The sequence below is a fragment of the Paraburkholderia sp. BR14312 genome, from assembly GCF_040948675.1.
In the GTDB taxonomy this organism is placed as follows: domain Bacteria; phylum Pseudomonadota; class Gammaproteobacteria; order Burkholderiales; family Burkholderiaceae; genus Paraburkholderia; species Paraburkholderia nodosa_A.
The window spans coordinates 350785-370788 of sequence record NZ_JBFPKI010000011.1; the positions used below are offsets into that span (position 1 = coordinate 350785).

Here is a 20004-nt window from a genome sequence, read left to right on the forward strand (position 1 = left end):
AGCGCCATGTAAAGGAAGGGAGTCACGCGATCATGATCAAGAACGTGCTCATCGTCTGCCACGCCAACGTCTGCCGCTCGCCGGCGGCGGAACAGCTCTTTCGCGAGCGTCTGAGCGAACAGACAGGCTCACGGCCGGATTCGTTTCAATCGGCGGGCCTGCGTGCGCGCGATGGCGACGACATGGACCCCGTGATGCAGTGGCTCCTTGCCGAGCGCGGCGTGAAGGTCGGCGGGCACCAGTCGCGCCGCCTCACCAGCCGCCTCGTGCGCTCCGCAGACCTCGTGCTCGTGACCGAGCGCCGCCAGGTCGCCGCGGTCGAGCGCATTGAACCCACCGCGCGCGGCAAGGTGTACGCGCTCGGTAATTGGGAAAACTCTGATGTCAGCGATCCGCATGGACTCCATGAGTCCGCGTATCGCCAGAGTCTTGAATTGATGGATCGTATGGTTAAGGGATGGTTGAGCCGAATATGCCAATGACAAAACTGAAACTGACGGCGGTGGTCGCGTTGAGCGTCTTCGTTTCCGCGTGCGCGACGGCGCCCGGCAATTATCTCGACACGTCGAGCCTGAAAGAACAGCCGAACAACCAGCCGCAGCAGCAATTCAACGTGACGCTCATCACGCAGCAAGTCGTGCTGCAGCAGGCGCAAGCGGCCGCAGCCCAGCCGAAGGCGCCGCTGCCGCCCTCGAAGTTCTCGAGCGCTGCCGACTACACGTATCACATCGCGCCGCAGGACATTCTTGGCGTGACCGTGTTCGATCACCCCGAGCTGTCGACGCCGCAGGGCTCGACGTTCTCCACGGGCGGCAACACGACGCAGACGGTGGGTCAGGCGCTCACGCAGCCCTATACCAACGCGCTGCCGGGCCAGGCCGACCCGTACGGACAGACCGTGGCCAAGGACGGCACGATCTTCTTCCCGTTCGTGGGCCGCATCATGGCCGCGGGCAAGACGCCCGGCCAGATCCGCGACCAGCTCGCGTCCGGCCTCGGCCCCTATGTGAAGAACCCGCAGGTGGACGTGCGCGTGCTCGCGTACCGCAGCCAGAAGGTTCAGATCACGGGCGACGTGAAGACGCCGGGCCCGCTCTCGATGAGCGACGTGCCGCTCACGCTGGTGGACGCCATCACGCGCTCGGGTGGCACGACCGACAACGCCGACATCAACCGCGTGCGCCTCACGCGCAACGGCAAGCTGTACATCCTCGATGCGAACCGCATGCTCGACGGCGGCGATTCGACTCAGAACGTGCTGCTGCAGGACGGCGACGTCATCAATATTCCGGATCGTTCGGACAGCAGAATTTTCGTGATGGGCGAAGTGAAGACGCCGCTGCAGACGAACCTGATTCGCGGCGACCTCACGATCGCCGACGCGCTCACCCAGGCGGGCGGCATTCTCGATACCGACGCGAACCCGCGCCAGATCTTCGTGATGCGCGGCATGAAAGACAACCCAACGCAGCCAGAGATCTATCGTCTCGACATGACCAAGCCCGACGCGATCATGCTTTCGTCGCAGTTCCAGCTCAAGCCGCTGGATGTGGTGTACGTGGGCACGGCCGCTTCGACGACCTTCAACCGTGTGTTGCAGCAGGTGCTGCCGACCATCCAGACCGTCTTCTATCTGAAGCAGATCGCGAAGTAAGCACGTGATCGAAAAGCTTCGAAAGAGGACCCAGGAGCAACACCTAAACAACGGGATTGAATCGTGACCATACAAGCCAATAGCCAGGCGGCCCCGGCGGCCCGCACCGAGGAAGAGGACGTCGTCCTCGGCCAGTTGCTGCGCGTCATCATCGACGACATCGGCTGGCTCATCGCGATCGCGGCGGCGGTGATCGCCATGGCCGTGTTCTACTGCTTCATCGCCAAGCCGGTCTATACGGCCGACACCCAGGTTCGCGTGGAGCCTTCCGACTACACGTCGCAGGCCCTCACGCAAACGCAAACCGGCGCGAACATCAGCTCCGGATCGTCGACGGGCAGTCTGCCCACCGACGCCGAGATCCAGATGATCAAGAGCCGCAGCGTCGTCGAGCCGGTGGTGAAGCAGTTCAAGCTGAACACCACCGTCACGCCGGTCATGCTGCCGCTGATCGGCAGCCTGTCCGCGCGTCTCGCGACGCCGGGCACGCCGGCGCGTCCGTGGTTCGGGTTGAGCAACTGGCTCAGCAATTTCGCGTGGGGCGGCGAAGTCATCAACATCGACTCGATCGAGGTTACGCCCGAGCTCGAAGGCAAGAAGCTCACGCTCACCGCGCTCGACAACGACCGCTACGTGGTTTCGACCCCGGACGGCGCGCGCCTGCTCGAAGGCGCCGTCGGCCAGGTCGAGCAGGGCGGCGGCGTCAAGCTGCTCGTCAACAAGCTCGTTGCGCGTCCTGGCACCCGCTTCAAGGTCGTGCGCCTGAACGACCTCGACGCGATCAGCGGTTTCCAGAACGCGATCCAGGTTCAGGAGCAGGGCAAGCAAACGGGCGTGATCGACATCTCGCTCGAAGACAACGACCCCGAGCACGCGGCAGCAATCGCCAACGCGGTGGCGCAGTCGTATCTGCGCGAGCACGTAGCGACCAAGCAGGCCGACGCGAGCAAGATGCTCGACTTCCTGCGCAGCGAACAGCCGCGCCTGAAGTCGGACCTCGAGAACGCCGAAGCGGCGCTCACGGCTTATCAAAGCAAGTCGGGCTCGATCAACGCGAGCGACGAAGCGAAGATCTATCTCGACGGCAGCGTGCAGTACGAGCAGCAGATTTCGGCGCTGCAACTGCAGATCGCCTCGCTCCAGCAGCGCTTCGGTGACCAGCACCCGGTGCTGATCGCGGCGCGCCAGCAGCTCGCGCAGCTGCAGGGCGAGCGCGCGAAGTACGACACGAAGTTCCGCGACCTGCCGGCAACCGAAGTGAAGGCCGTGCAGCTGCAGCGTGACGCGAAGGTGGCCGAGGACATCTACGTGCTGCTGCTCAACCGCATCCAGGAGCTTTCGGTGCAGCGCGTGGGCACGGGCGGCAACGTGCATATCGTCGATCCGGCCCTGCGCCCCGGCAATCCGTCGAAGCCCAAGAAGCTGCTGATCGTCTCGGCGGCGTCGCTGCTCGGCATCATTCTCGGCACGGGCTTCGTGCTCATGCGCCGCAACATGTTCAAGGGCATCGTCGATCCGGACCAGATCGAGCGCTCGTTCCAGCTGCCGGTGTACGGTCTCGTGCCGCTTTCGCCGGAGCAGCTGGCGCTCGAAAAGCGGGCCCCGGTGCGCGGCGGCACGCGTCTGCGTGAAGTGCTCGCGAACTCGCGCCCGAAGGACCTCACGGTCGAAAGCCTGCGTAGCCTGCGCACCTCGCTGCAGTTCAGCGTGATGGACGCGCGCAATCGCGTCGTCATGCTGACGGGTTCGGTGCCGGGCGTGGGCAAGAGCTTCCTCACCGCGAACCTCGCCGTGCTGCTCGCCCATTCGGGCAAGCGCGTGCTGATGATCGACGGCGACATGCGCCGCGGCGCGCTCGAACGCCATCTGGGCGGCCCCCAGGAAAACGGCTTCTCCGAGCTGCTCTCGGGGCAGATTTCGCTGGACGAGGCGATTCGCGCGACCGAAGTGGACAACCTGCACTTCATGTCGTGCGGCCGCCGTCCGCCCAATCCTTCCGAGCTGCTGATGTCGCCGCGTCTGGGCCAGTACCTCGAAGGCCTGTCGAACCGCTACGACGTGCTGCTCATCGACACGCCGCCGGTGCTCGCCGTGACCGATGCCGCCATCATCGGCGGCCATGCGGGCTCGACGTTCCTCGTGCTGCGCTCGGGCATGCACACCGAAGGCGAAATCGCCGACGCGCTCAAGCGTCTGCGCAATGCCGGCGTGCGCGTGCAGGGCGGCGTGTTCAACGGCGTGCCGGCGCGTACGCGCGGCAACTACGGCTATGGCTACGCGAACGTGCGCGAGTACCTGAGCGCATGACGCAAACGCCCCCATCAAGCACAGCAAAGGAGAACTCGCGATGAAAGTGACCGTGCTCGTGCCGACCTATCGGCGTCCTGACGATCTGTCGCGCTGTCTTTCAGCGCTGCTGCGCCAGCAGCGCGCGCCCGACGAGATCGTGGTGGTGGCGCGTGCCGACGACGAGGCGACGCACGCGTGCCTCGCCGAACACGTCACGCCCCGCGTGCTCAACGTGGAAGTGGCCATCGTCGAGGAGCCGGGGCAGGTGGCGGCGCTCAATCGCGGCATCGAGGCCGCGACGGGCGACGTGATCGCCATTACCGACGACGACGCCGCGCCGCGTGCCGACTGGGTCGCGCGCATTGCGGCGGCCTTCGAATCGGACCCGAAGCTCGGGGCGCTGGGCGGCCGCGACTGGGTGCATGAAGGCGGCCGCGTGATCGACGGCGAGCGCACGCTGGTGGGCAAGCTGCAGCGCTCGGGCCGCATCATCGGCAACCATCATCTGGGCGCGGGCGGTGCGCGCGAAGTCGATCTGCTCAAGGGTGCGAACATGAGCTATCGACGCGCGGCGATCGGCGACCTGCGCTTCGACCGGCGCCTGCGCGGCACCGGCGCGCAAACGCACAACGACATGGCGTTCAGCCTGAGCGTGAAGCGCGCGGGCTGGAAGCTCGTCTACGACCCGCTCGTGGCCGTCGACCATTACCCCGCGCCGCGCCCGGGCGAAGACCCCCGCAACGCGCAGACGCTCGCCTCGATCCGCAACGCCGCCTACAACCTGCATCTGATCCTGCTCGGCCATCTCACGCCGCTGCGCCGCGAAACCGCCTGGTGGTGGTACGCGCTCGTCGGCACGCGCGTGTATCCGGGCCTCGTGCACACGGGCCTGAGCGCCGTGCGCGGCGATTCCGCGGGCGCGGCGTTCGCACGCTGGCGCGCGGTGCGCGGCGGCGCACGAGAGGCGCGCCGCGCGCTCGTTTGACTGGCGCGGCCAACGACTACAGGGAGGACCCCGAATGAGCAGTACGCAAGTCCACGTCCACCTTTTCTATGGCGCCGATCCGCGCCGCTATCGCAAAGGCGAGAACATCGGCAGCCTGTATGGCTACCACCACGCGGAATCTGCGGAATTCGCCCTCAATTACGCGCAGGACGCGAGCGAAAGCACGCCCATGCGCTTCATGCGGCGTGCGCTGAAGGCCGCGGCCGGTTTCGACTTCATTCACGCGTGGCGCAATCGCCGCGCCATTCTGCAGTCCGACGTCATCTGGACGCACACCGAGCAGGAGCATCTGGCCGTGGCGCTGGTGCTGCTGATGAACGCGAAGAAGGGCGGCGCGCGCCCGCTGCTGCTCGCACAAAGCGTGTGGCTGCTCGACCGTTGGCCCGGCTACGGCGCGCTGCGCCGTGCGATCTACAAGCGGCTGCTCAAGCGTGCCGATCTGCTCACCACGCTCGCGAGCGAGAATGCCGCGCTGTGCGGCGAGTATTTCGGGCGCGAGGCGCGTCACGTGCTCTATGGGCTCAATACCAGCGATTTTCCGCTGCGTCCGCCTGCGCAGTGGACGCCGCATACGCCCGTGCGCGTGGCCGCGATCGGCAACGACCGCGACCGCGACTGGACCACGCTCGTCAGCGCGCTCGGCAACGATTTGCGCTACGAGGTACGTATCGCCACGCGCCGGCGCATGCCAGCATCGGCGCGCGCGGACAACGTCGAGATCGTGCGCGTTTCCGGCATCAAGCAACAGCACGCGCTGTATGACTGGGCGGACATCATCGTCGTGCCGCTGCGTCCCAACACGCATGCTTCGGGCATCACGGTGATGCTGGAAGCCGCGGCGCTCGGCAAGCCGATGATCGCGACGAAGGTCGGTGCGCTCGAAGATTACTTCGACGACAAGGCCGCCTCGTACGTCGAGCCGTTCAACGCACAGCAACTGCGCGACGCGGCGAATGCGCTCGTGGCCGACCCGGCGCGGGCGCTCGCCCAGGCGCGCGAAGCCTGCGAGCAGCTGCGCACGCGCGATCTCACGACTGAGCACTTCGCGCGGCAGCACGCGCAGCTCACGCGCGAGATGCTGCACGAGCGCGACGCGCGCAACGGCGAGTCGATCGCGAGCGAACCCCAAGGCCGGGGCGTCGCCGCGCGCGGGATGTGATCATGGACGTCACGACCGCTATCCCCGCACCCGCGCCGGCGAGCCAGCCGGGCCGCCGCCGCGGCGGCCTGCGCAGCCTGCTCGGCCGCGATACGCTGCCGCCGCTCGCCTTGTGGGTATTCACGGTGCTGCTGATCGGCGCGCACCAGGGCACCGTGCTGACGCTGGCGTTTCCCGTGCTGTCGATCGCGGTGGGATTCTGGCTCTACTTCGTGAACCCGGTGCGCTATATCGGCTTCATGTGGTGGCTGTGGTTCCTGAGCCCCGAAGTGCGGCGCCTCGCCGACTACGGCAAGGGCGGCTTCACGCCCACCAGCCTCATTCAGGTCGCGCCGCTCGCCGTCACGATGATCAGCGGTATTTCGCTGCTGCGCTACTACCCGATCCTCGGGCAGCGGCGCGGTCTGCCGCTCCTGCTCGCGCTGCTCGGCATCGGCTATGGGTTCGTGGTGGGCGTGGTGGGCAGCGGCCCGGCCGCGGCGGTCTATGACCTTGCCAACTGGATCTATCCGTTCCTGATCGGCTTTCACATCATGGTGCTCACGCGCCAGTATCCCGAGTGCAGCAAGACCATCATCAACACCTTCATCTACGGCATGCTCGTGATGGGCGCGTATGGTCTCGTGCAGTTCTTCATCATGCCGCCATGGGATGCGATGTGGATGATCGGCTCGGACATGAACTCGCAGGGCGACCCCGTGCCGCTCGGCGTGCGTGTGTTCAGCACGATGAACTCGTCGGGCCCGTTCGCGTTCGCGATGATGGGCGCGATGGTGTTCGTGATGGCCGCGAAGCATCGGGTGCGCTGGATCGCGGCGGCGTTCGGCTTCTTCTCGTTCGCGCTCTCGCTCGTGCGCTCCACCTGGGGCGGCTGGGCAATCGCCATGGTGATCCAGCTGATGAAGTCGAGCAACAAGGTGCGCATTCGCATCATCGTCAGTGCGGTCGTGCTGGCGGGTGTATGTGTGCCGCTGCTTACGTTCGGTCCCGTGGCGGACCGCATGCAGCAGCGTCTGAATACGCTCGTGAACCTGAAGGACGACCAGAGCTACGAGGCGCGTAACCAGTTCTATGCCGACTTCGCGAAGAAGGCCTTCACCGACGTGACGGGCGAGGGTCTCGGCGCCACCGGCGCATCGACCAAGCTTTCCAGTAATAACGGCCAGCTCGGCCAATACGGCAGCTTCGACAGCGGCGTGATGAACATTCCGTTCGTGCTGGGCTGGCCCGGCACGCTGCTCTACATGTCGGGCGTGCTGTGGCTGCTCGTGCGCGCGGTGCGCGTGTCGATGCGTTTTCCCGAGGACCGCTACGTGTGCGCGTGCCTGAGCCTCGCGATATCGATCTTCGCCATGCTCGTGTTCACCAACTCGCTCGTGGGTACCGGCGGCCTGCTGCTCTTTTCGAGCGTGTTTTCCATTCTCAGCGCGGGGCATTGGGCGAAGCTGCAACGCCAGGCCCCTACCACGGAGGTCTCCGATTGAGAGTCGCAATCGTCACGCATGTCGTGCGCCACAATGACGGCCAGGGCCGCGTCAATCATGAAATCGCGCGCGCCGCGCTCGACGAGGGGTTCGAGGTGACGCTGGTCGCCTCGCATGTCGCGCCCGAGCTGCTTGCCCACCCCAAGGTGAAATGGGTGAATGTGCAACCTTCGCGCGCGTGGCCCACCAACCTGCTGCGCCAGCAGGTATTCGCGGTGAAGAGCGCGCTGTGGCTGCGCCGCAACCGGCGCGCATACGATGTGCTCCATGTGAACGGCTTCATCACCTGGGCGCACGCCGACGTCAACACCGCGCACTTCGTGCACGGCGGCTGGGCGCGCAGCAAGTACTACCCGTTCGGTCTCACGCGCGGCGTGTGGTCCGCTTACCAGTTCGTCTACACGCGCGCCAATGCGGTGCTGGAGCGCTGGGCGTATCGGCGCTCGCGCGTGATCGCGGCCGTTTCGCGCAAGGTCGCCGACGAAATTCGCGCATCGGGCGGCAACCCCGTGGAGCGGCTCGACGTGATCTACAACGGCGTCGATACGCGCGGCTTCTCGGCCGCGAGCGCGGACCGCGCGAAGTTCTCGCTGCCCGCCGACGCGTTCCTGCTGCTCTTCGTGGGCGATCTGCGCACGCCGCGCAAGAACCTCGGCACGGTGCTGCACGCCATGAAGCAGATGCCCGACAACGTGCATCTGGCCGTGGCGGGCTACCTGCCGGGCAGCCCGTATCCCGACCTCGCACGCGAGCTGGGCATCGAGTCGCGGGTGCATTTTCTCGGCCTCGTGCGCGAGATGCCCACGCTCATGCGCTCCGTCGATACCTACGTATTTCCTTCGCGCTACGAAGCAATGAGCCTCTCGCTGCTCGAAGCGATGGCGGCGGGCTTGCCCGTCGTCACCGCGCTCACGGCAGGCGGCGCCGAAATCATCACGCCCGATTGCGGCATCGTGCTCGAAGACCCCGACGACGTGCCCGCGCTCGCCAACGCCGTGAAGACGCTCGCCACCGACACGCCGCGCCGGCTCGCGATGGGCGAGGCGGCGGCGGAACTGGCCACGCAGTTCGGCTGGGCGCGCATGGCCGCGCAGTACATCGCGCTCTACCGGCAACTGGCCGGCGACGCGAGCGAGGCCGTACGCCGCGAAGAACCCGCGTTCGCTGCTGCGACGCTGCCGGGCGGTCAAACGCTCCAGCGCGCAGAGACCCCCCGATAACCGCATACGTGCAGAATAAGGACACGCGATGACCACACAATCCATTCAATCGCTGCAGATCGGCATGCACTGGTTTCCCGAGCGCGCAGGCGGCCTCGACCGCATGTACTACTCGCTCGTCGGCGCGCTGCCCGGCGCGGGCGTGCGCGTGCGCGGCGTCGTGGCCGGCTCGCCCAAGGTGGCCCAGGACAGCGGCGGCGCGATTCACGGCTTCGGCTCCGCTTCGCGCTCGCTGCCGTTTCGCCTCATGGACGCGCGCCGTGCGCTGCGCAGCGAGATTCGCCGCCACCGCCCCGACGTGATTTCCTCGCACTTCGCGCTGTACACCTTCCCCGGGCTCGACGTCACGCGCGGCATTCCACAGGTTTCGCACTTCCAGGGCCCGTGGGCCGACGAAAGCTTCGTGGAAGGCGCGGCCACGCTGAGCCAGCGCATCAAGCACTCGCTGGAGCAGTCGGTGTATGAGCGCTCCTCGCGGCTCATCGTGCTGTCGAAGGCGTTTGGCGACATTCTCACGCGCCGCTACGCTATTTCGCCCGAGCGCGTGCGCATCGTGCCGGGCTGCGTGGATACGGCGCATTTCGACCCGGCCTGCACGACGGCGGAAGCGCGCCTGAAGCTCCAGTTGCCGCAAGGCCGCCCGATCATCCTCGCCGTGCGCCGCCTCGTGCGCCGCATGGGCCTCGAAGACCTGATCGACGCGATCAAGATGGTGAAGCAACGCCACCCGGACGTGCTCCTGCTGATCGCGGGGCGGGGCCGTCTGGAATCCGAACTTCAGCAGCGTATCGACGAAGCAGGGTTGGCTGACAACGTGAAGCTGCTCGGCTTCGTGCCCGACGCGCACCTGCCTTCGCTCTATCGCGCGGCCACACTGAGCGTGGTGCCGACAGTGGCGCTGGAGGGCTTTGGCCTGATCACGGTGGAGTCGCTTTCCGCGGGTACGCCGGTTCTGGTGACGCCCGTGGGCGGTCTGCCGGAGGCGGTGGCGGGTCTGTCGCAAGATCTCGTGCTGCCGAGCACGGGCGCGAACGCGATCGCCGATGGCATCGACGGCGCGCTTTCGGGCCGCATCAAGCTGCCGGATGAAGAGGCATGCAAGGCGTACGCGCGCGAGCACTTCGACAACGCCGTGATCGCGAAGCGCGTGGCCGGTGTGTACGCGGAAGCGATTGCCGCTCACTGAAGCGGGTCGATCGACCCAAAGAAAACCGCCGCTCGGGAGAGCGGCGGTTTATTTGTAGAGCAAGAGGAAGCAAGCAGCGCTATTGCGTTTCGACTACGCGTTCGCGGGCCTCTTCGTACATCCAGCGCAAGGTTTCTTCGAGGTGCTTGCGCGAGCTGTCGCCGACGATGGAACGCAGCTTCGCATTCGACCCGATCAGCTGACGCACTTCGTTGGCGCGCACGAACCGCGGATCGACATGCACCTCGATCTCGTAGCCGGCGATGCGCGCGAGCATGTCGAGCAGCGCACCGAGCGTCTGACCGCTGCCCGAGCAGACGTTGACGGTGGTGCCGCGCGGCGCGACTTCGACGAGCCGCGCATAGGCGTTCACCACGTCGCGCACATCGGAGAAGTCCCGGGCCACGTGCAGGTTGCCGAGCGAGATCTCTTTTTCGCCGCGTGCGTAGTGCTCGACGATCTTCGGGATCAGGAAGTCCGGCGACTGGCCCACGCCCGTGTAGTTGAACGGGCGCGCGATGATGATCGGCAACTGCGCCTGAAAACGCCTCGCGACGTATTCCATCGCGAGCTTGCTGACCGCGTAGTCGTTGGCGGGTTGGGGATCGACCTGTTCGTCGATCACGCCGTTCGTGGCGTTGCCGTAGACGTTCGCGCTGCTGGCCAGCAAGACGGCGCGCGGCACGTGCTTCTGTTGCGCGAGCGCCTCGAGCAGATTGCGCGTGCCGACGATGTTCACGACGTAGGTGCGTGCCACGTCGCTGTCGGCCACGTGGGCCACTGCGGCGAGATGCACGACCACGTCGGGCTGCACGGTTTCGAGCGCATGGGCGATCGCGGCGCGGTCGAGCAAGTCCGCCTCGATTGCGGTGGCGCCGAACGGGAAGGCTTCCGCGTCCAGCGATTCGCCCGCCCGCACGGTGCCCCACACGCGGTAGCCGTCCGCCGCGAGGCGAGCGGCCATGTAGCGGCCCGTAAAGCCGCCAATGCCCGTGATGAGCGCGCGCGGACGGCTAGCGGGATCAGAATGTGTCATGGCGTTCGTTACGCGCAAGGTCGGCCGTGACCATCATCTGGCAGAGCTGCTCGAGCGAAGTCTGCGGTTTCCAGCCGAGTTTCTCCTGCGCCTTGGTCGCGTCACCGATGAGCAGATCGACTTCGGCGGGGCGGTAGTAGCGCGGGCTCACGCGCACGAGCGTGCGGCCCGTGGCGACGCAAATGCCGGTTTCGCGCTCGCCCTTGCCCGACCATTCGAGCTGGAAACCGGCGGCGGCGAAGGCCATCTTCACGAAGTCGCGCACGGTTTCGGTGCGGCCCGTGGCGAGCACGTAGGTGTCGGGCTCGTCGGCCTGCAGCATGCGCCACATGCCCTCGACGTATTCGGAGGCGTAGCCCCAGTCGCGCTTGGCGTCGAGGTTGCCGAGTTCGAGCATGTTCAGCTTGCCGAGCTTGATCTTGGCAACACTGTCGGTGATCTTGCGCGTGACGAACTCGCGCCCGCGCAGCGGCGACTCGTGGTTGAAGAGAATGCCGCTCGTCGCGAAGATGTCGTAGGACTCGCGGTAGTTGACCGTGGACCAGTGCGCGAACAGCTTGGCCACGCCATAGGGGCTGCGCGGATAGAACGGCGTGTCCTCGCATTGCGGAATGGCCTGGACCTTGCCGAACATTTCGGAGGTCGAAGCCTGGTAGAAACGCGCCTTCGGATTCACGACGCGAATCGCTTCGAGCATGTTCAGCACGCCGATGCCGGTGACTTCGGCGGTCGTGGCGGGCTGGTCGAACGACACGCCCACGAAGCTCTGGGCGGCGAGGTTGTAGACCTCCTGCGCCTGGGCGCGTTCGACGAGGCGCAGGGTCGAGCCCGCGTCCGTGAGGTCGTGTTCGACGAGGTCGAGCGACGGATGGTCGAGGATCCCCAGCTCGTTCATGCGCCAGAAGTTGACGGAACTGGTGCGGCGATAGGTGCCCGTGACGTTGTAGCCCTTGTCGAGCAGAAGACGCGTGAGGTAGGCGCCGTCCTGGCCGGAAACACCGGTGATGATCGCTTTGCGACGTTCGTTCATGTGATGTGCCTTTGAAGTATCGAACGGGATTCAGGAATTACGACTGCGGGCTCGACTGGCTCACGCGCGCGGTGAGGTCGACCGGCTCAACCGCTGGGCGGCGGCGCGGACCGCGCGTGAGGCGGCGCTCGAAGAGAAACCAGCTCGCGCTCGCATAAGCGAGCGTGAGGACGAGCGCAATCGCGGCGCTCTGGATGCGGCCGTAATGGAGCGGCCACACGGCATAGAGAATCGTGAGATGAATGAGGTAGATCGTGTAGCTGATCGTGCCGATATACACGAGCACCGGGTTGGACAGCAGGCGCCGCACGATGCCTTTCGACTGCAGCGCGAACACGACGATGGAGGTGCAGAGCACGAGCGAAACGCTATAGAGCATGGCGTTGGAGAGCGGCGTGTTCATGCCTCGAAAGCGCGGGTAGTGCAGGTGCAGCCAGGCCAGCACGCCGAGCGCCGCGAAAAAGAGCACGGCGGCGGGCCATTTGAAGGGCTCGAGCGCATTGCGGTCGCGGCGCACGAGCACGGCGAGCAGCGCGCCGGCGGCCAGCAAATCCATGCGGAACGGCGTGAGGTAGTAAATGGGCCAGTACGAGTCGAACCACGGGGTCGCGACGGCGCGCAGCACGGGTACGACAAAAATGAGCGCGGCGGCCACGACGGCCATGAGCCGTTGCGGCAGAAGCAGCACGACGAAGGGCCACACGATGTAGAACTGCTCTTCGACGGCGAGCGACCAGAGAATGTTGAGGCTGTCGTGCCCGCTCTGGCCGAGTGCGTCGCCGATATTGGTCGCGAAGAACGCATACCACGGCCAGTAGTGTGCCCAGCCGAAGCCGAACAGCAGCGACGAAACGATGAGCAGCAGCACGTAGGGCGGCAGGATACGGCGCACCCGGCGCGCATAGAAGTAGCTGAAATACGATTGCCCGCGCGCCTTGCGCTCGAGCAGGATGCCGGTGATGAGAAAGCCGCTCAGCACGAAGAACAGGTCGACGCCCATCCACAGCGGCGCGCGCAACGCGTGCTGCGCGAACACGGCGAGCACGGCGAAGGCACGCAGACCATCCAGCTGGACGATGCGGTGGGAATGGTCGGCGAGGCCTTGTTGACTGACTGGGCGGCTTACGGTCATCGGTTCTCCGGTGGGGTCATGCATGCGCGATTGCTTCGCGATTCATTCTAGAAAGAATTAAATGTTCAAAAAGCCGAAATATATTGATTCTGGATTTTTGAATTTAAATGCCGGAATTTGCGCGATATGAAATACGCATTGCCGAATGGAAAGTGTGGCGGGCGTGCCGAACACCGCGCCGCACGGCTTTTTGGCGTGATATCCGGTGTTCGGGAGTTTATTTCCGGATGACTCAGAAATGGGTCATAAATACTGAATTTTTTTGAATTATTTTCCCTTTTTTGGAGGCGATTTTTCAGCGGATTTGTACGGCATGATCCTGGCAGATTGCCGTCACTTGACCGGAGGAATTGCCTTGCCGTTATCGAATCCCGATCGCCGCTTGCGCAGGACGTTGGCACTGGCCGCGATGTGCACGTTTATCTGCACGTCGTCGGTTCAGACCATCGCCGCGCCGCAACTCAATGTGACGACCTCGTGGATCGGCAATAGCTTTGGCAACGGCCAGGGCACCTGGATGCAAATCAACGTCACGGCCATCGCCGTCACGCCCGAAGGCAAGGTGTTCACCAATGCGCCGTGGGACGAGAGCGGCGCCGAGATCAGCGCGTACCAGGACGGCAAGCCGCTCGGCTTCGCCGGCGGCACGCATGGCTGGGGGGGAGCCGGCGGCAACGCCGTGGCCGTGAATCATCGCTATCTGTATGCAGCGGTCGGCGTGGGCAACGAGAAGGGTCATCTGGTCGGCAGCGGCATCTGGCCTGCGAAGGGCAGCCAGTGGTACGGCATCACGCGCCGGCCGCTCGACGAGCCCAAGCGCGCCGCCGCATTTCAGGCTTCGCCCGATCCGCTCAATCCGCATGCGCAGCTTTCCGCGTCGTTCCTGAAGATCAACGACGTGCCCATGGGCACGCATGCCGACATTGGCGGACTCGCCGCGACGGATTCGACGCTCTATGTGAGCAACACGCCGATGAACCGCATCGAGGTGTACGACGCGAATTCGATGCAGCGCAAGGGACAATGGGACGTGCAGGCGCCGGGCCGCATCGCGCTTGCAGCCGACGGGTCGGTGTGGGTGCTCACGGGCACCGAAGCGGGTAAGGGCGCCGCGCATCCGCGCGTCGAGCACTACTCGGCGGATGGCAAGCGCCTCGACGACACGCTCGCGCTACCCGACGATTCGGTGCCGGTGGATCTTGCGTTCGATCCGCAGCAACGCCTCCTGATCGCCGATAACGGTCCGCGCCAGCAGATCCTCATTTTCACGCGCAACGGCAAGAGGTGGACGCAGAGCGCCACGCTCGGCGAGAGCGGCGGCATTTTTTCGGGCGTCGCGGGGCGGCCGGGGCCGGGCCGCTTCAATGGCCTCACGGGCGTCGGCACCGACGCGCGCGGGAACATCTACGTCTCGACCAACGGCGTCGGACCGCAGCACGAAGACAACATCGGCGCGGGTCTTGGCGCAACGCTGGAGGCCTATACGCCTGCCGGCAAGCGCCTGTGGAACCTGGAAGGCCTGCTGTTCGTGGACGGCGCGTGGGTGGACCCGCAGCGCCCCAACAGCGTCTACACGGGCAACAAGCGCTTCGAACTCGACTTGTCGAAGCCGCCGGGGCAGGACTGGAAATATGTCGGATTCCTGTCCAATCGATTCCGCTATCCCGACGATCCCGTTTTCCACACGGACCAGTGGCCGGGCCTGCCAATCGCGCGCGTGTTGAACGGGCACACGTTCCTGTTCCTCACCGACATGTACGCGGACCACCTGAAGATCTACCGCTTCGACGCGCAGCGCGACGGCGAGACCGCGATTCCCTCGGGCTTCATTGCGGGCCGCGGCCGCGGGGTGCAGAACGTGCCGAACGCGCCGCCGCCCGGCGGCGACTGGATCTGGCGCGATGCGAACGGCAACGGTGCCTTCGACGCCGACGAATTCACGCGCAATCCGGGCCGCGACCATCTGGCAGGCGGGTGGGGCTGGTGGATCGACACGCGCGGCGACATCTGGCGCGCGCGCGACGACAAGGGCATCTGGCGCTTCCGCTATGGCGGGCTCGACGCGAAGGGCAATCCGATCTACTCGTACGACAAGCTCGACAAATACGCGGTCCCCGCGCCGTTCACCGAAGTGCATCGCGCGATCTACGAGCCGCAGACCGACACGCTCTACGTGACGGGCTATACGGCCGATGCGCCGCACGATCCGGGCTTCTGGAAGGAAGCGGGGCGCGTGCTGGTGCGCTACGACAAGTGGTCGAGCGGCCACCCCGAGCAGCACTACATGCTGCGCCTGCCGTGGGACCCGAAAGCGAAACCGCCCGTCACGCCCGCGGGGCTCACGGTGGAAGGCCAGTACGTGTTCGTGGTCGAGCCCGCGGGCAACGTCCACGTGTACGACAAGGACAGTGCGAAGGAGATCGGCACCTTCGGCCCGGGCGCGGAAGTGGGCAACACCTCGGGCTGGGTCGACGTGCCGTTCGGCATCACCGCGCATCGCGAAGCGAACGGCGAATACCTCGTGTTCGTCGAGGAAGACGCGCGCGGCAAGGTGCTCATGTACCGCTGGAAACCGGCCTGACCCGCTACGGGCCCCGCAACTGGATACCCAATGGATAAAGGCATACTGCGCAACGTCGCAATCAATCTGTTCGGTCTCGTGCTGCCGACCTTCGTGTCGCTCGTCACGGTGCCTTCCTATATCCGCCTGCTCGGTGTCGAGCGCTACGGCGTGATCGCGCTCGTCTGGACGCTGATCGGCTACTTCAGCGTGCTCGACCTCGGCATGAGCATGGCCGCGCAGAACCAGATCTCGAAGGCGTATGCGTCGAAAGACGCCGACGCCTGCGAGCGCGTGTTCTGGAGCGCGTTCTGGCTGAACTTCACGACCGGCGCGATTGGCGGCCTGCTGATCTATTCGGGCGGCGCGCTTTATACCGCGTATTTCACGCACGTCACGCCCCAGTTGCGGCACGAAGTCTATCTCGCGCTGCCCTGGCTCGCCGTGGCGATTCCGGTGGCGAACGTCTCGTGGGTGTTCGCGGGTGCGATCAACGGCGCGGAGCGCTTCGGCATCTACAACACGAACCAGACGCTCGGCACGTTCCTGTTCCAGCTGCTGCCGCTTGCCGCTGCCTGGGCGTACGAGCCGAATCTGCAGACCGTGCTGGCCGCCGCCGTATTCGCGCGTCTGGCCGCCGCGATCCTGCTCGGCCGCTCGGCGCTGCGCGTGCTCGGCATTCGCAAGGTGCGCGGGCCGCGCCTCGATACGTCGAAGGCGCTCTTCAATTTCGGCGGCTGGATGCTGGTCGCGAGCATCACGACGATGGTCGCGGACTCGCTCGACCGCATGATGCTGGGCGCGGGCCTCGGTGCGCGCTTCGTCACGTATTACACCGTGCCGCAGAACCTCGTCACGCGCCTGAACATGGTGCCCAATGCGCTCGTGCGCACGCTGTTTCCGCGCCTGTCCGCGCTGGGCCGCGAGCATGCCGATGAAATCGCCGCGCAGTCGCTGCAGTTTCTCAATGCCGTGTTCACGCCGATCGCCATCGGCGCGATCGTGGTGCTCCAGCCCTTCCTGCATGCGTGGGTCGGGCCCGTGATCGCCGCGCATGGCGCACCGGTTGGGCGCGTGCTGATCATCGCCGTGTGGCTCGTCGGGCAGGCGGGCGTCACGCGCATTCTCATCCAGTCGCAAAACAATCCTGCCGCCGCCGCGCGCGTGGGGCTCGTGGAGCTGCCGCTCTTTGCCGGTCTGCTGTGGCTCGGCATTTCGCGCTTCGGCTTGCCGGGCGCGGCCGCCGCCGTGCTGTTTCGCGCACTGTTCGACTACGTCGTACTGCTGTGGCTTTCGCGCATTCATAGCCGCACGATCATCGTCGATATGTTCGCTCACCTGAGTTTTCTCGCCGCTGCGCTCGCTCTTGCGTGGTGGCTGCCGGACGCGCTGTACGCAATCGGCGCCGGTGTCGTGCTCGCACTTGCCAACGTGGTGTGGTCGGTTGCGACCACACCGATGCTGCGCGGCTACGCCCGTTCCCTTCTCTTTCGACTGAATTCACGGAAAAGCGCATGAGTCACGAACTGATCGACGAAGCGGCGCCGTCCGAAAGCGCTGCCGCGCCCCTTCAACGGCGCGACGCCACCAAACCGCGACGCTCCGAAACGGGCGCCGTCATGCCGCTGCGGCCACTGCGGCCAGCCTTCGCCGCAGGCCGTGCGCCGCGCGTGGCCATCGTGCACGACTGGCTCGTGACCTACGCGGGCGCGGAGCGGGTGCTAGAGCAGATCCTTGCCTGCTTTCCGGATGCAGACCTGTTCTCGGTCGTCGATTTCGTCGATGCGAAAGACCGCACGTTCTTGCGCGGCAAGCGCGCGACGACCTCGTTCATCCAGAAGCTGCCGGGCGCGCGCAAGCGTTATCGCGCGTACCTGCCGTTCATGCCGCTCGCCATCGAGCAGCTCGATGTGTCGGGCTACGACGTGGTGATTTCGAGCAGCCATGCGGTGGCCAAGGGCGTGCTCACGGGACCGGACCAGTTCCATATCAGCTACGTGCATTCGCCGATCCGCTATGCGTGGGACCTCCAGCATCAGTACCTGCAGGAGTCGAGCCTCACGCGCGGGCCGAAGTCGATGCTCGCGCGCCTGATCCTGCACTACATCCGCAACTGGGACGTGCGCACTGCGAATTCGGTGGACCAGTTCGTCGCCAACTCGGAGTTCATTGCGCGACGCATTCAGAAGGTGTATCAGCGCCAGGCCGAGGTGGTCTATCCGCCCGTGGATATCGACGCGTTCGAGCTGGAAACCACCAAAGACGACTTCTATTTGACGGCCTCGCGGCTCGTGCCGTACAAGAAGATCGACCTGATTGTCGAGGCATTCGCGCGCATGCCCGAGCGGCGCCTCGTGGTGATCGGCGACGGCCCCGACATGCACAAGGTGCGCGCGAAGGCGACGCCCAACGTGGAAGTGCTGGGCTATCAGCCGTTCGCCGTACTGCACGACCGTATGCGCCGCGCCAAGGCGTTCGTGTTCGCTGCGGAAGAAGACTTCGGCATTTCCGTGGTCGAGGCGCAGGCTTGCGGCACGCCCGTGATTGCATTCGGCAAGGGCGGCGCGCTCGAAACGGTGCGCGACACCGGTTCGCGCCCCACGGGCATTTTCTTCGAAGAGCAAAACGCGGACGCGATCATCGACGCCGTCGAGTCGTTCGAAAGCGATCCTGGCCGATTCCGCGCCGAGGATTGCCGCGCGAATGCCGAGCGCTTTTCTTCGCGGCATTTCCGCGAGCAATTCTTCGCGCGCGTGGCGAAAGCGGTGCCGGCGATCGCGCAGGCGGGCTCGGCACACGGCGCAGCGCCGTACGAGATCGAAGCGGACGCAGCGGACGCGCCGCGCGTGCTCGCCATCGACCAGAGCGGCGTGCTGGGCGGCGCCGAGCTATCGCTGCTGGAAGTGGTGAAGGGCTTGCGCTCGCGCATCGACGTGCTGCTCTTCAACGACGGGCCCTTCAGGGAGGCGCTCGACAAAGCCGGCGCGCGCGTGGAGGTGATCGATTCGGGTGCGTTGAACAAGGTGCGCCGCGATGGCGGCACGGCGCCGCGACTGGGCGTGCTTGCGGGCATTGCTGCGCTCGTGCGCGAGACGCGCCGCCGCGCGCGCGAGGCCGACGTGCTTTACGCTAACACGCAGCGCGCGATGGTGATCGGCGTGCTTGCGGGCAAGCTCGCGCGCAAGCCGGTGGTCTGGCATTTGCGCGACATTGTTAGCGACGAGCATTTCGGCCGCGTGCAGCGCGCGGTGATCAAGGGCTGCGCGAAGCTGGGGCTCGCGCATGTGATCGCGAACTCGCATGCATCGGCGAAGGTGTTTGCGCAGCTCACGCGCTTCGACGCGAAGCGCATCGACGTGGTGCACAACGGCGTGGATGAATCGCCGTTCCGTGCGCTCGCGCGCGTGCCGCAGGCTCAACTGCGGGTGCAGATCGGGTTGCCCGAGGATGCGTTCCTGGTTGGTGCTTTCAGCCGTCTGGCGCGCTGGAAAGGCCAGCATGTGCTGCTCGAAGCTTTGCTCTACGAGCCGCGTGCGCATGCTGTGTTTGTTGGTGCGCCGCTGTTCGGTGAGGACGCTTACGCTGCCGAGCTGCGTGCATTCGTCGAGGCGAACGGGCTGCAGGAGCGTGTGCATTTTCTCGGCTTCCGGCATGACATTGCGGCTTGCATGCGGGCCGTCGATGTGATCGCGCATACGTCTATTACGCCTGAACCGTTTGGGCGTGTGGTCGTTGAGGGGATGCTGGCGCAAAGGCCTGTGGTTGCTTCTCGCGATGGTGGTGTGACTGAGATTGTCGAGCATGGTGAAAGCGGGCTGCTTTGTACGCCAGGTGATGCCAAGGAACTGGCTGCGACCATCGGCAGGTTGCACGACGACGCGGCGTTGCGGGATCGGCTTGCTGTGCAAGGGCTGGCTACTGCCCGGGAGCGGTTTGGGAAGCAGCAGTATGTCGATGCTGTCGAGCGGGTGCTCGATGGGGTTGTTGCTCGGGGCAAGTAAGTTTTTTTGCTTTTTTTAGGCCTTTTTTCGCGGCTTCTGGCCGCGTTGGCCTTTCCTTGTGTTCGCGTCGGTATGCAAGTGTTGCCCCTGTGCGGGGCGGCACCTACTTTCTTTGCGGCGGTGTATGGACCGGAAACATGGGTAACAGGTGTGCGGGGACATGGGTAACACTTCGGGCGAGTGATTGGCCTGGAGCCGTTCATGCCCTGGAACCCGAGAAACACCATGAACCTGCGTCTGGAATTCG

Annotated in this window: 14 protein-coding genes; 11 read left to right on the forward strand and 3 right to left on the reverse strand. The window is 65.5% G+C overall.

The annotated features are described in order from the left end of the window. The first annotated feature begins 32 nt into the window (after window positions 1–32). Genes AB3X98_RS29610 through AB3X98_RS29645 form a run of 8 tightly spaced genes read left to right on the forward strand, consistent with a single transcriptional unit; the run spans window position 33 to window position 9998 of the window. Entirely contained in the window at window positions 33–482 is a 450-nt protein-coding gene (locus tag AB3X98_RS29610; protein WP_069266049.1) for an exopolysaccharide biosynthesis protein, read from the forward strand. Beyond that, entirely contained in the window at window positions 479–1654 is a 1176-nt protein-coding gene (locus tag AB3X98_RS29615) for a polysaccharide biosynthesis/export family protein (protein WP_133180213.1), read from the forward strand. The genes AB3X98_RS29610 and AB3X98_RS29615 overlap by 4 nt, the downstream gene beginning before the upstream one ends. Before the next feature lie 60 nt (window positions 1655–1714). Then, entirely contained in the window at window positions 1715–3961 is a 2247-nt protein-coding gene (locus AB3X98_RS29620) for a polysaccharide biosynthesis tyrosine autokinase (protein ID WP_342947192.1), read from the forward strand. Between the two features lie 40 nt (window positions 3962–4001). Continuing rightward, a complete protein-coding gene (locus AB3X98_RS29625) occupies window positions 4002–4928 on the forward strand; it encodes a glycosyltransferase family 2 protein (protein WP_368606628.1) in 927 nt (308 codons plus the stop codon). A gap of 34 nt (window positions 4929–4962) precedes the next feature. After that, window positions 4963–6108, forward strand: a complete 1146-nt coding sequence (locus tag AB3X98_RS29630; protein WP_368606629.1) for a glycosyltransferase — start codon at window positions 4963–4965, stop codon at window positions 6106–6108. Between the two features lie 2 nt (window positions 6109–6110). Beyond that, on the forward strand, window positions 6111–7592 hold the full coding sequence (locus AB3X98_RS29635) for a glucose-6-phosphate isomerase (RefSeq protein WP_368606630.1): 1482 nt from the start codon (window positions 6111–6113) through the stop codon (window positions 7590–7592). Then, entirely contained in the window at window positions 7589–8812 is a 1224-nt protein-coding gene (locus AB3X98_RS29640; protein ID WP_368606631.1) for a glycosyltransferase family 4 protein, read from the forward strand. Before AB3X98_RS29635 ends, AB3X98_RS29640 begins: the two co-directional genes overlap by 4 nt. A 28-nt stretch (window positions 8813–8840) precedes the next feature. Next, window positions 8841–9998, forward strand: a complete 1158-nt coding sequence (locus tag AB3X98_RS29645; RefSeq protein WP_069266043.1) for a glycosyltransferase family 4 protein — start codon at window positions 8841–8843, stop codon at window positions 9996–9998. Between the two features lie 79 nt (window positions 9999–10077). Here AB3X98_RS29645 and AB3X98_RS29650 read toward each other — a convergent pair whose 3' ends face one another. Genes AB3X98_RS29650 through AB3X98_RS29660 form a run of 3 tightly spaced genes read right to left on the reverse strand, consistent with a single transcriptional unit; the run spans window position 10078 to window position 13196 of the window. After that, complete coding sequence (locus tag AB3X98_RS29650) at window positions 10078–11034, reverse strand: GDP-mannose 4,6-dehydratase (protein WP_368606632.1); 957 nt, start codon at window positions 11032–11034, stop codon at window positions 10078–10080. Beyond that, window positions 11021–12064 carry a GDP-mannose 4,6-dehydratase gene (gene gmd / locus AB3X98_RS29655; protein WP_069266041.1) on the reverse strand — a complete coding sequence of 348 codons (1044 nt, stop codon included), beginning with the start codon at window positions 12062–12064 and terminating at the stop codon, window positions 11021–11023. The genes AB3X98_RS29650 and gmd overlap by 14 nt, the downstream gene beginning before the upstream one ends. A gap of 37 nt (window positions 12065–12101) precedes the next feature. Then, complete coding sequence (locus tag AB3X98_RS29660) at window positions 12102–13196, reverse strand: acyltransferase (protein WP_069266040.1); 1095 nt, start codon at window positions 13194–13196, stop codon at window positions 12102–12104. Window positions 13197–13605: 409 nt separating this feature from the next. On the opposite strand from AB3X98_RS29660, the gene AB3X98_RS29665 reads away from it, so the two are divergent. Genes AB3X98_RS29665 through AB3X98_RS29675 form a run of 3 tightly spaced genes read left to right on the forward strand, consistent with a single transcriptional unit; the run spans window position 13606 to window position 19757 of the window. Beyond that, complete coding sequence (locus tag AB3X98_RS29665; RefSeq protein WP_368606637.1) at window positions 13606–15777, forward strand: hypothetical protein; 2172 nt, start codon at window positions 13606–13608, stop codon at window positions 15775–15777. Between the two features lie 30 nt (window positions 15778–15807). After that, window positions 15808–17274, forward strand: a complete 1467-nt coding sequence (locus AB3X98_RS29670) for a flippase (protein ID WP_368606633.1) — start codon at window positions 15808–15810, stop codon at window positions 17272–17274. After that, the gene (locus AB3X98_RS29675) at window positions 17271–19757 is read left to right on the forward strand and encodes a glycosyltransferase family 4 protein (protein WP_368606634.1); all 2487 of its coding nucleotides are present in this window, start codon (window positions 17271–17273) and stop codon (window positions 19755–19757) included. The genes AB3X98_RS29670 and AB3X98_RS29675 overlap by 4 nt, the downstream gene beginning before the upstream one ends. The last annotated feature ends 247 nt before the right edge of the window (window positions 19758–20004 follow it).

Excerpts from the sequence above, each read along its gene's own strand:
- AB3X98_RS29610 (WP_069266049.1), top strand. The coding sequence starts at position 33 with ATGATCAAGAACGTGCTCATCGTCTGCCACGCCAACGTCTGCCGCTCG.
- AB3X98_RS29615 (WP_133180213.1), top strand. The coding sequence starts at position 479 with ATGACAAAACTGAAACTGACGGCGGTGGTCGCGTTGAGCGTCTTCGTT.
- AB3X98_RS29625 (WP_368606628.1), top strand. The coding sequence starts at position 4,002 with ATGAAAGTGACCGTGCTCGTGCCGACCTATCGGCGTCCTGACGATCTG.
- AB3X98_RS29630 (WP_368606629.1), top strand. The coding sequence starts at position 4,963 with ATGAGCAGTACGCAAGTCCACGTCCACCTTTTCTATGGCGCCGATCCG.
- AB3X98_RS29635 (WP_368606630.1), top strand. The coding sequence starts at position 6,111 with ATGGACGTCACGACCGCTATCCCCGCACCCGCGCCGGCGAGCCAGCCG.
- AB3X98_RS29645 (WP_069266043.1), top strand. The coding sequence starts at position 8,841 with ATGACCACACAATCCATTCAATCGCTGCAGATCGGCATGCACTGGTTT.
- AB3X98_RS29650 (WP_368606632.1), bottom strand. The coding sequence starts at position 11,034 with ATGACACATTCTGATCCCGCTAGCCGTCCGCGCGCGCTCATCACGGGC.
- gmd (WP_069266041.1), bottom strand. The coding sequence starts at position 12,064 with ATGAACGAACGTCGCAAAGCGATCATCACCGGTGTTTCCGGCCAGGAC.
- AB3X98_RS29660 (WP_069266040.1), bottom strand. The coding sequence starts at position 13,196 with ATGACCGTAAGCCGCCCAGTCAGTCAACAAGGCCTCGCCGACCATTCC.
- AB3X98_RS29665 (WP_368606637.1), top strand. The coding sequence starts at position 13,606 with ATGTGCACGTTTATCTGCACGTCGTCGGTTCAGACCATCGCCGCGCCG.
- AB3X98_RS29670 (WP_368606633.1), top strand. The coding sequence starts at position 15,808 with ATGGATAAAGGCATACTGCGCAACGTCGCAATCAATCTGTTCGGTCTC.
- AB3X98_RS29675 (WP_368606634.1), top strand. The coding sequence starts at position 17,271 with ATGAGTCACGAACTGATCGACGAAGCGGCGCCGTCCGAAAGCGCTGCC.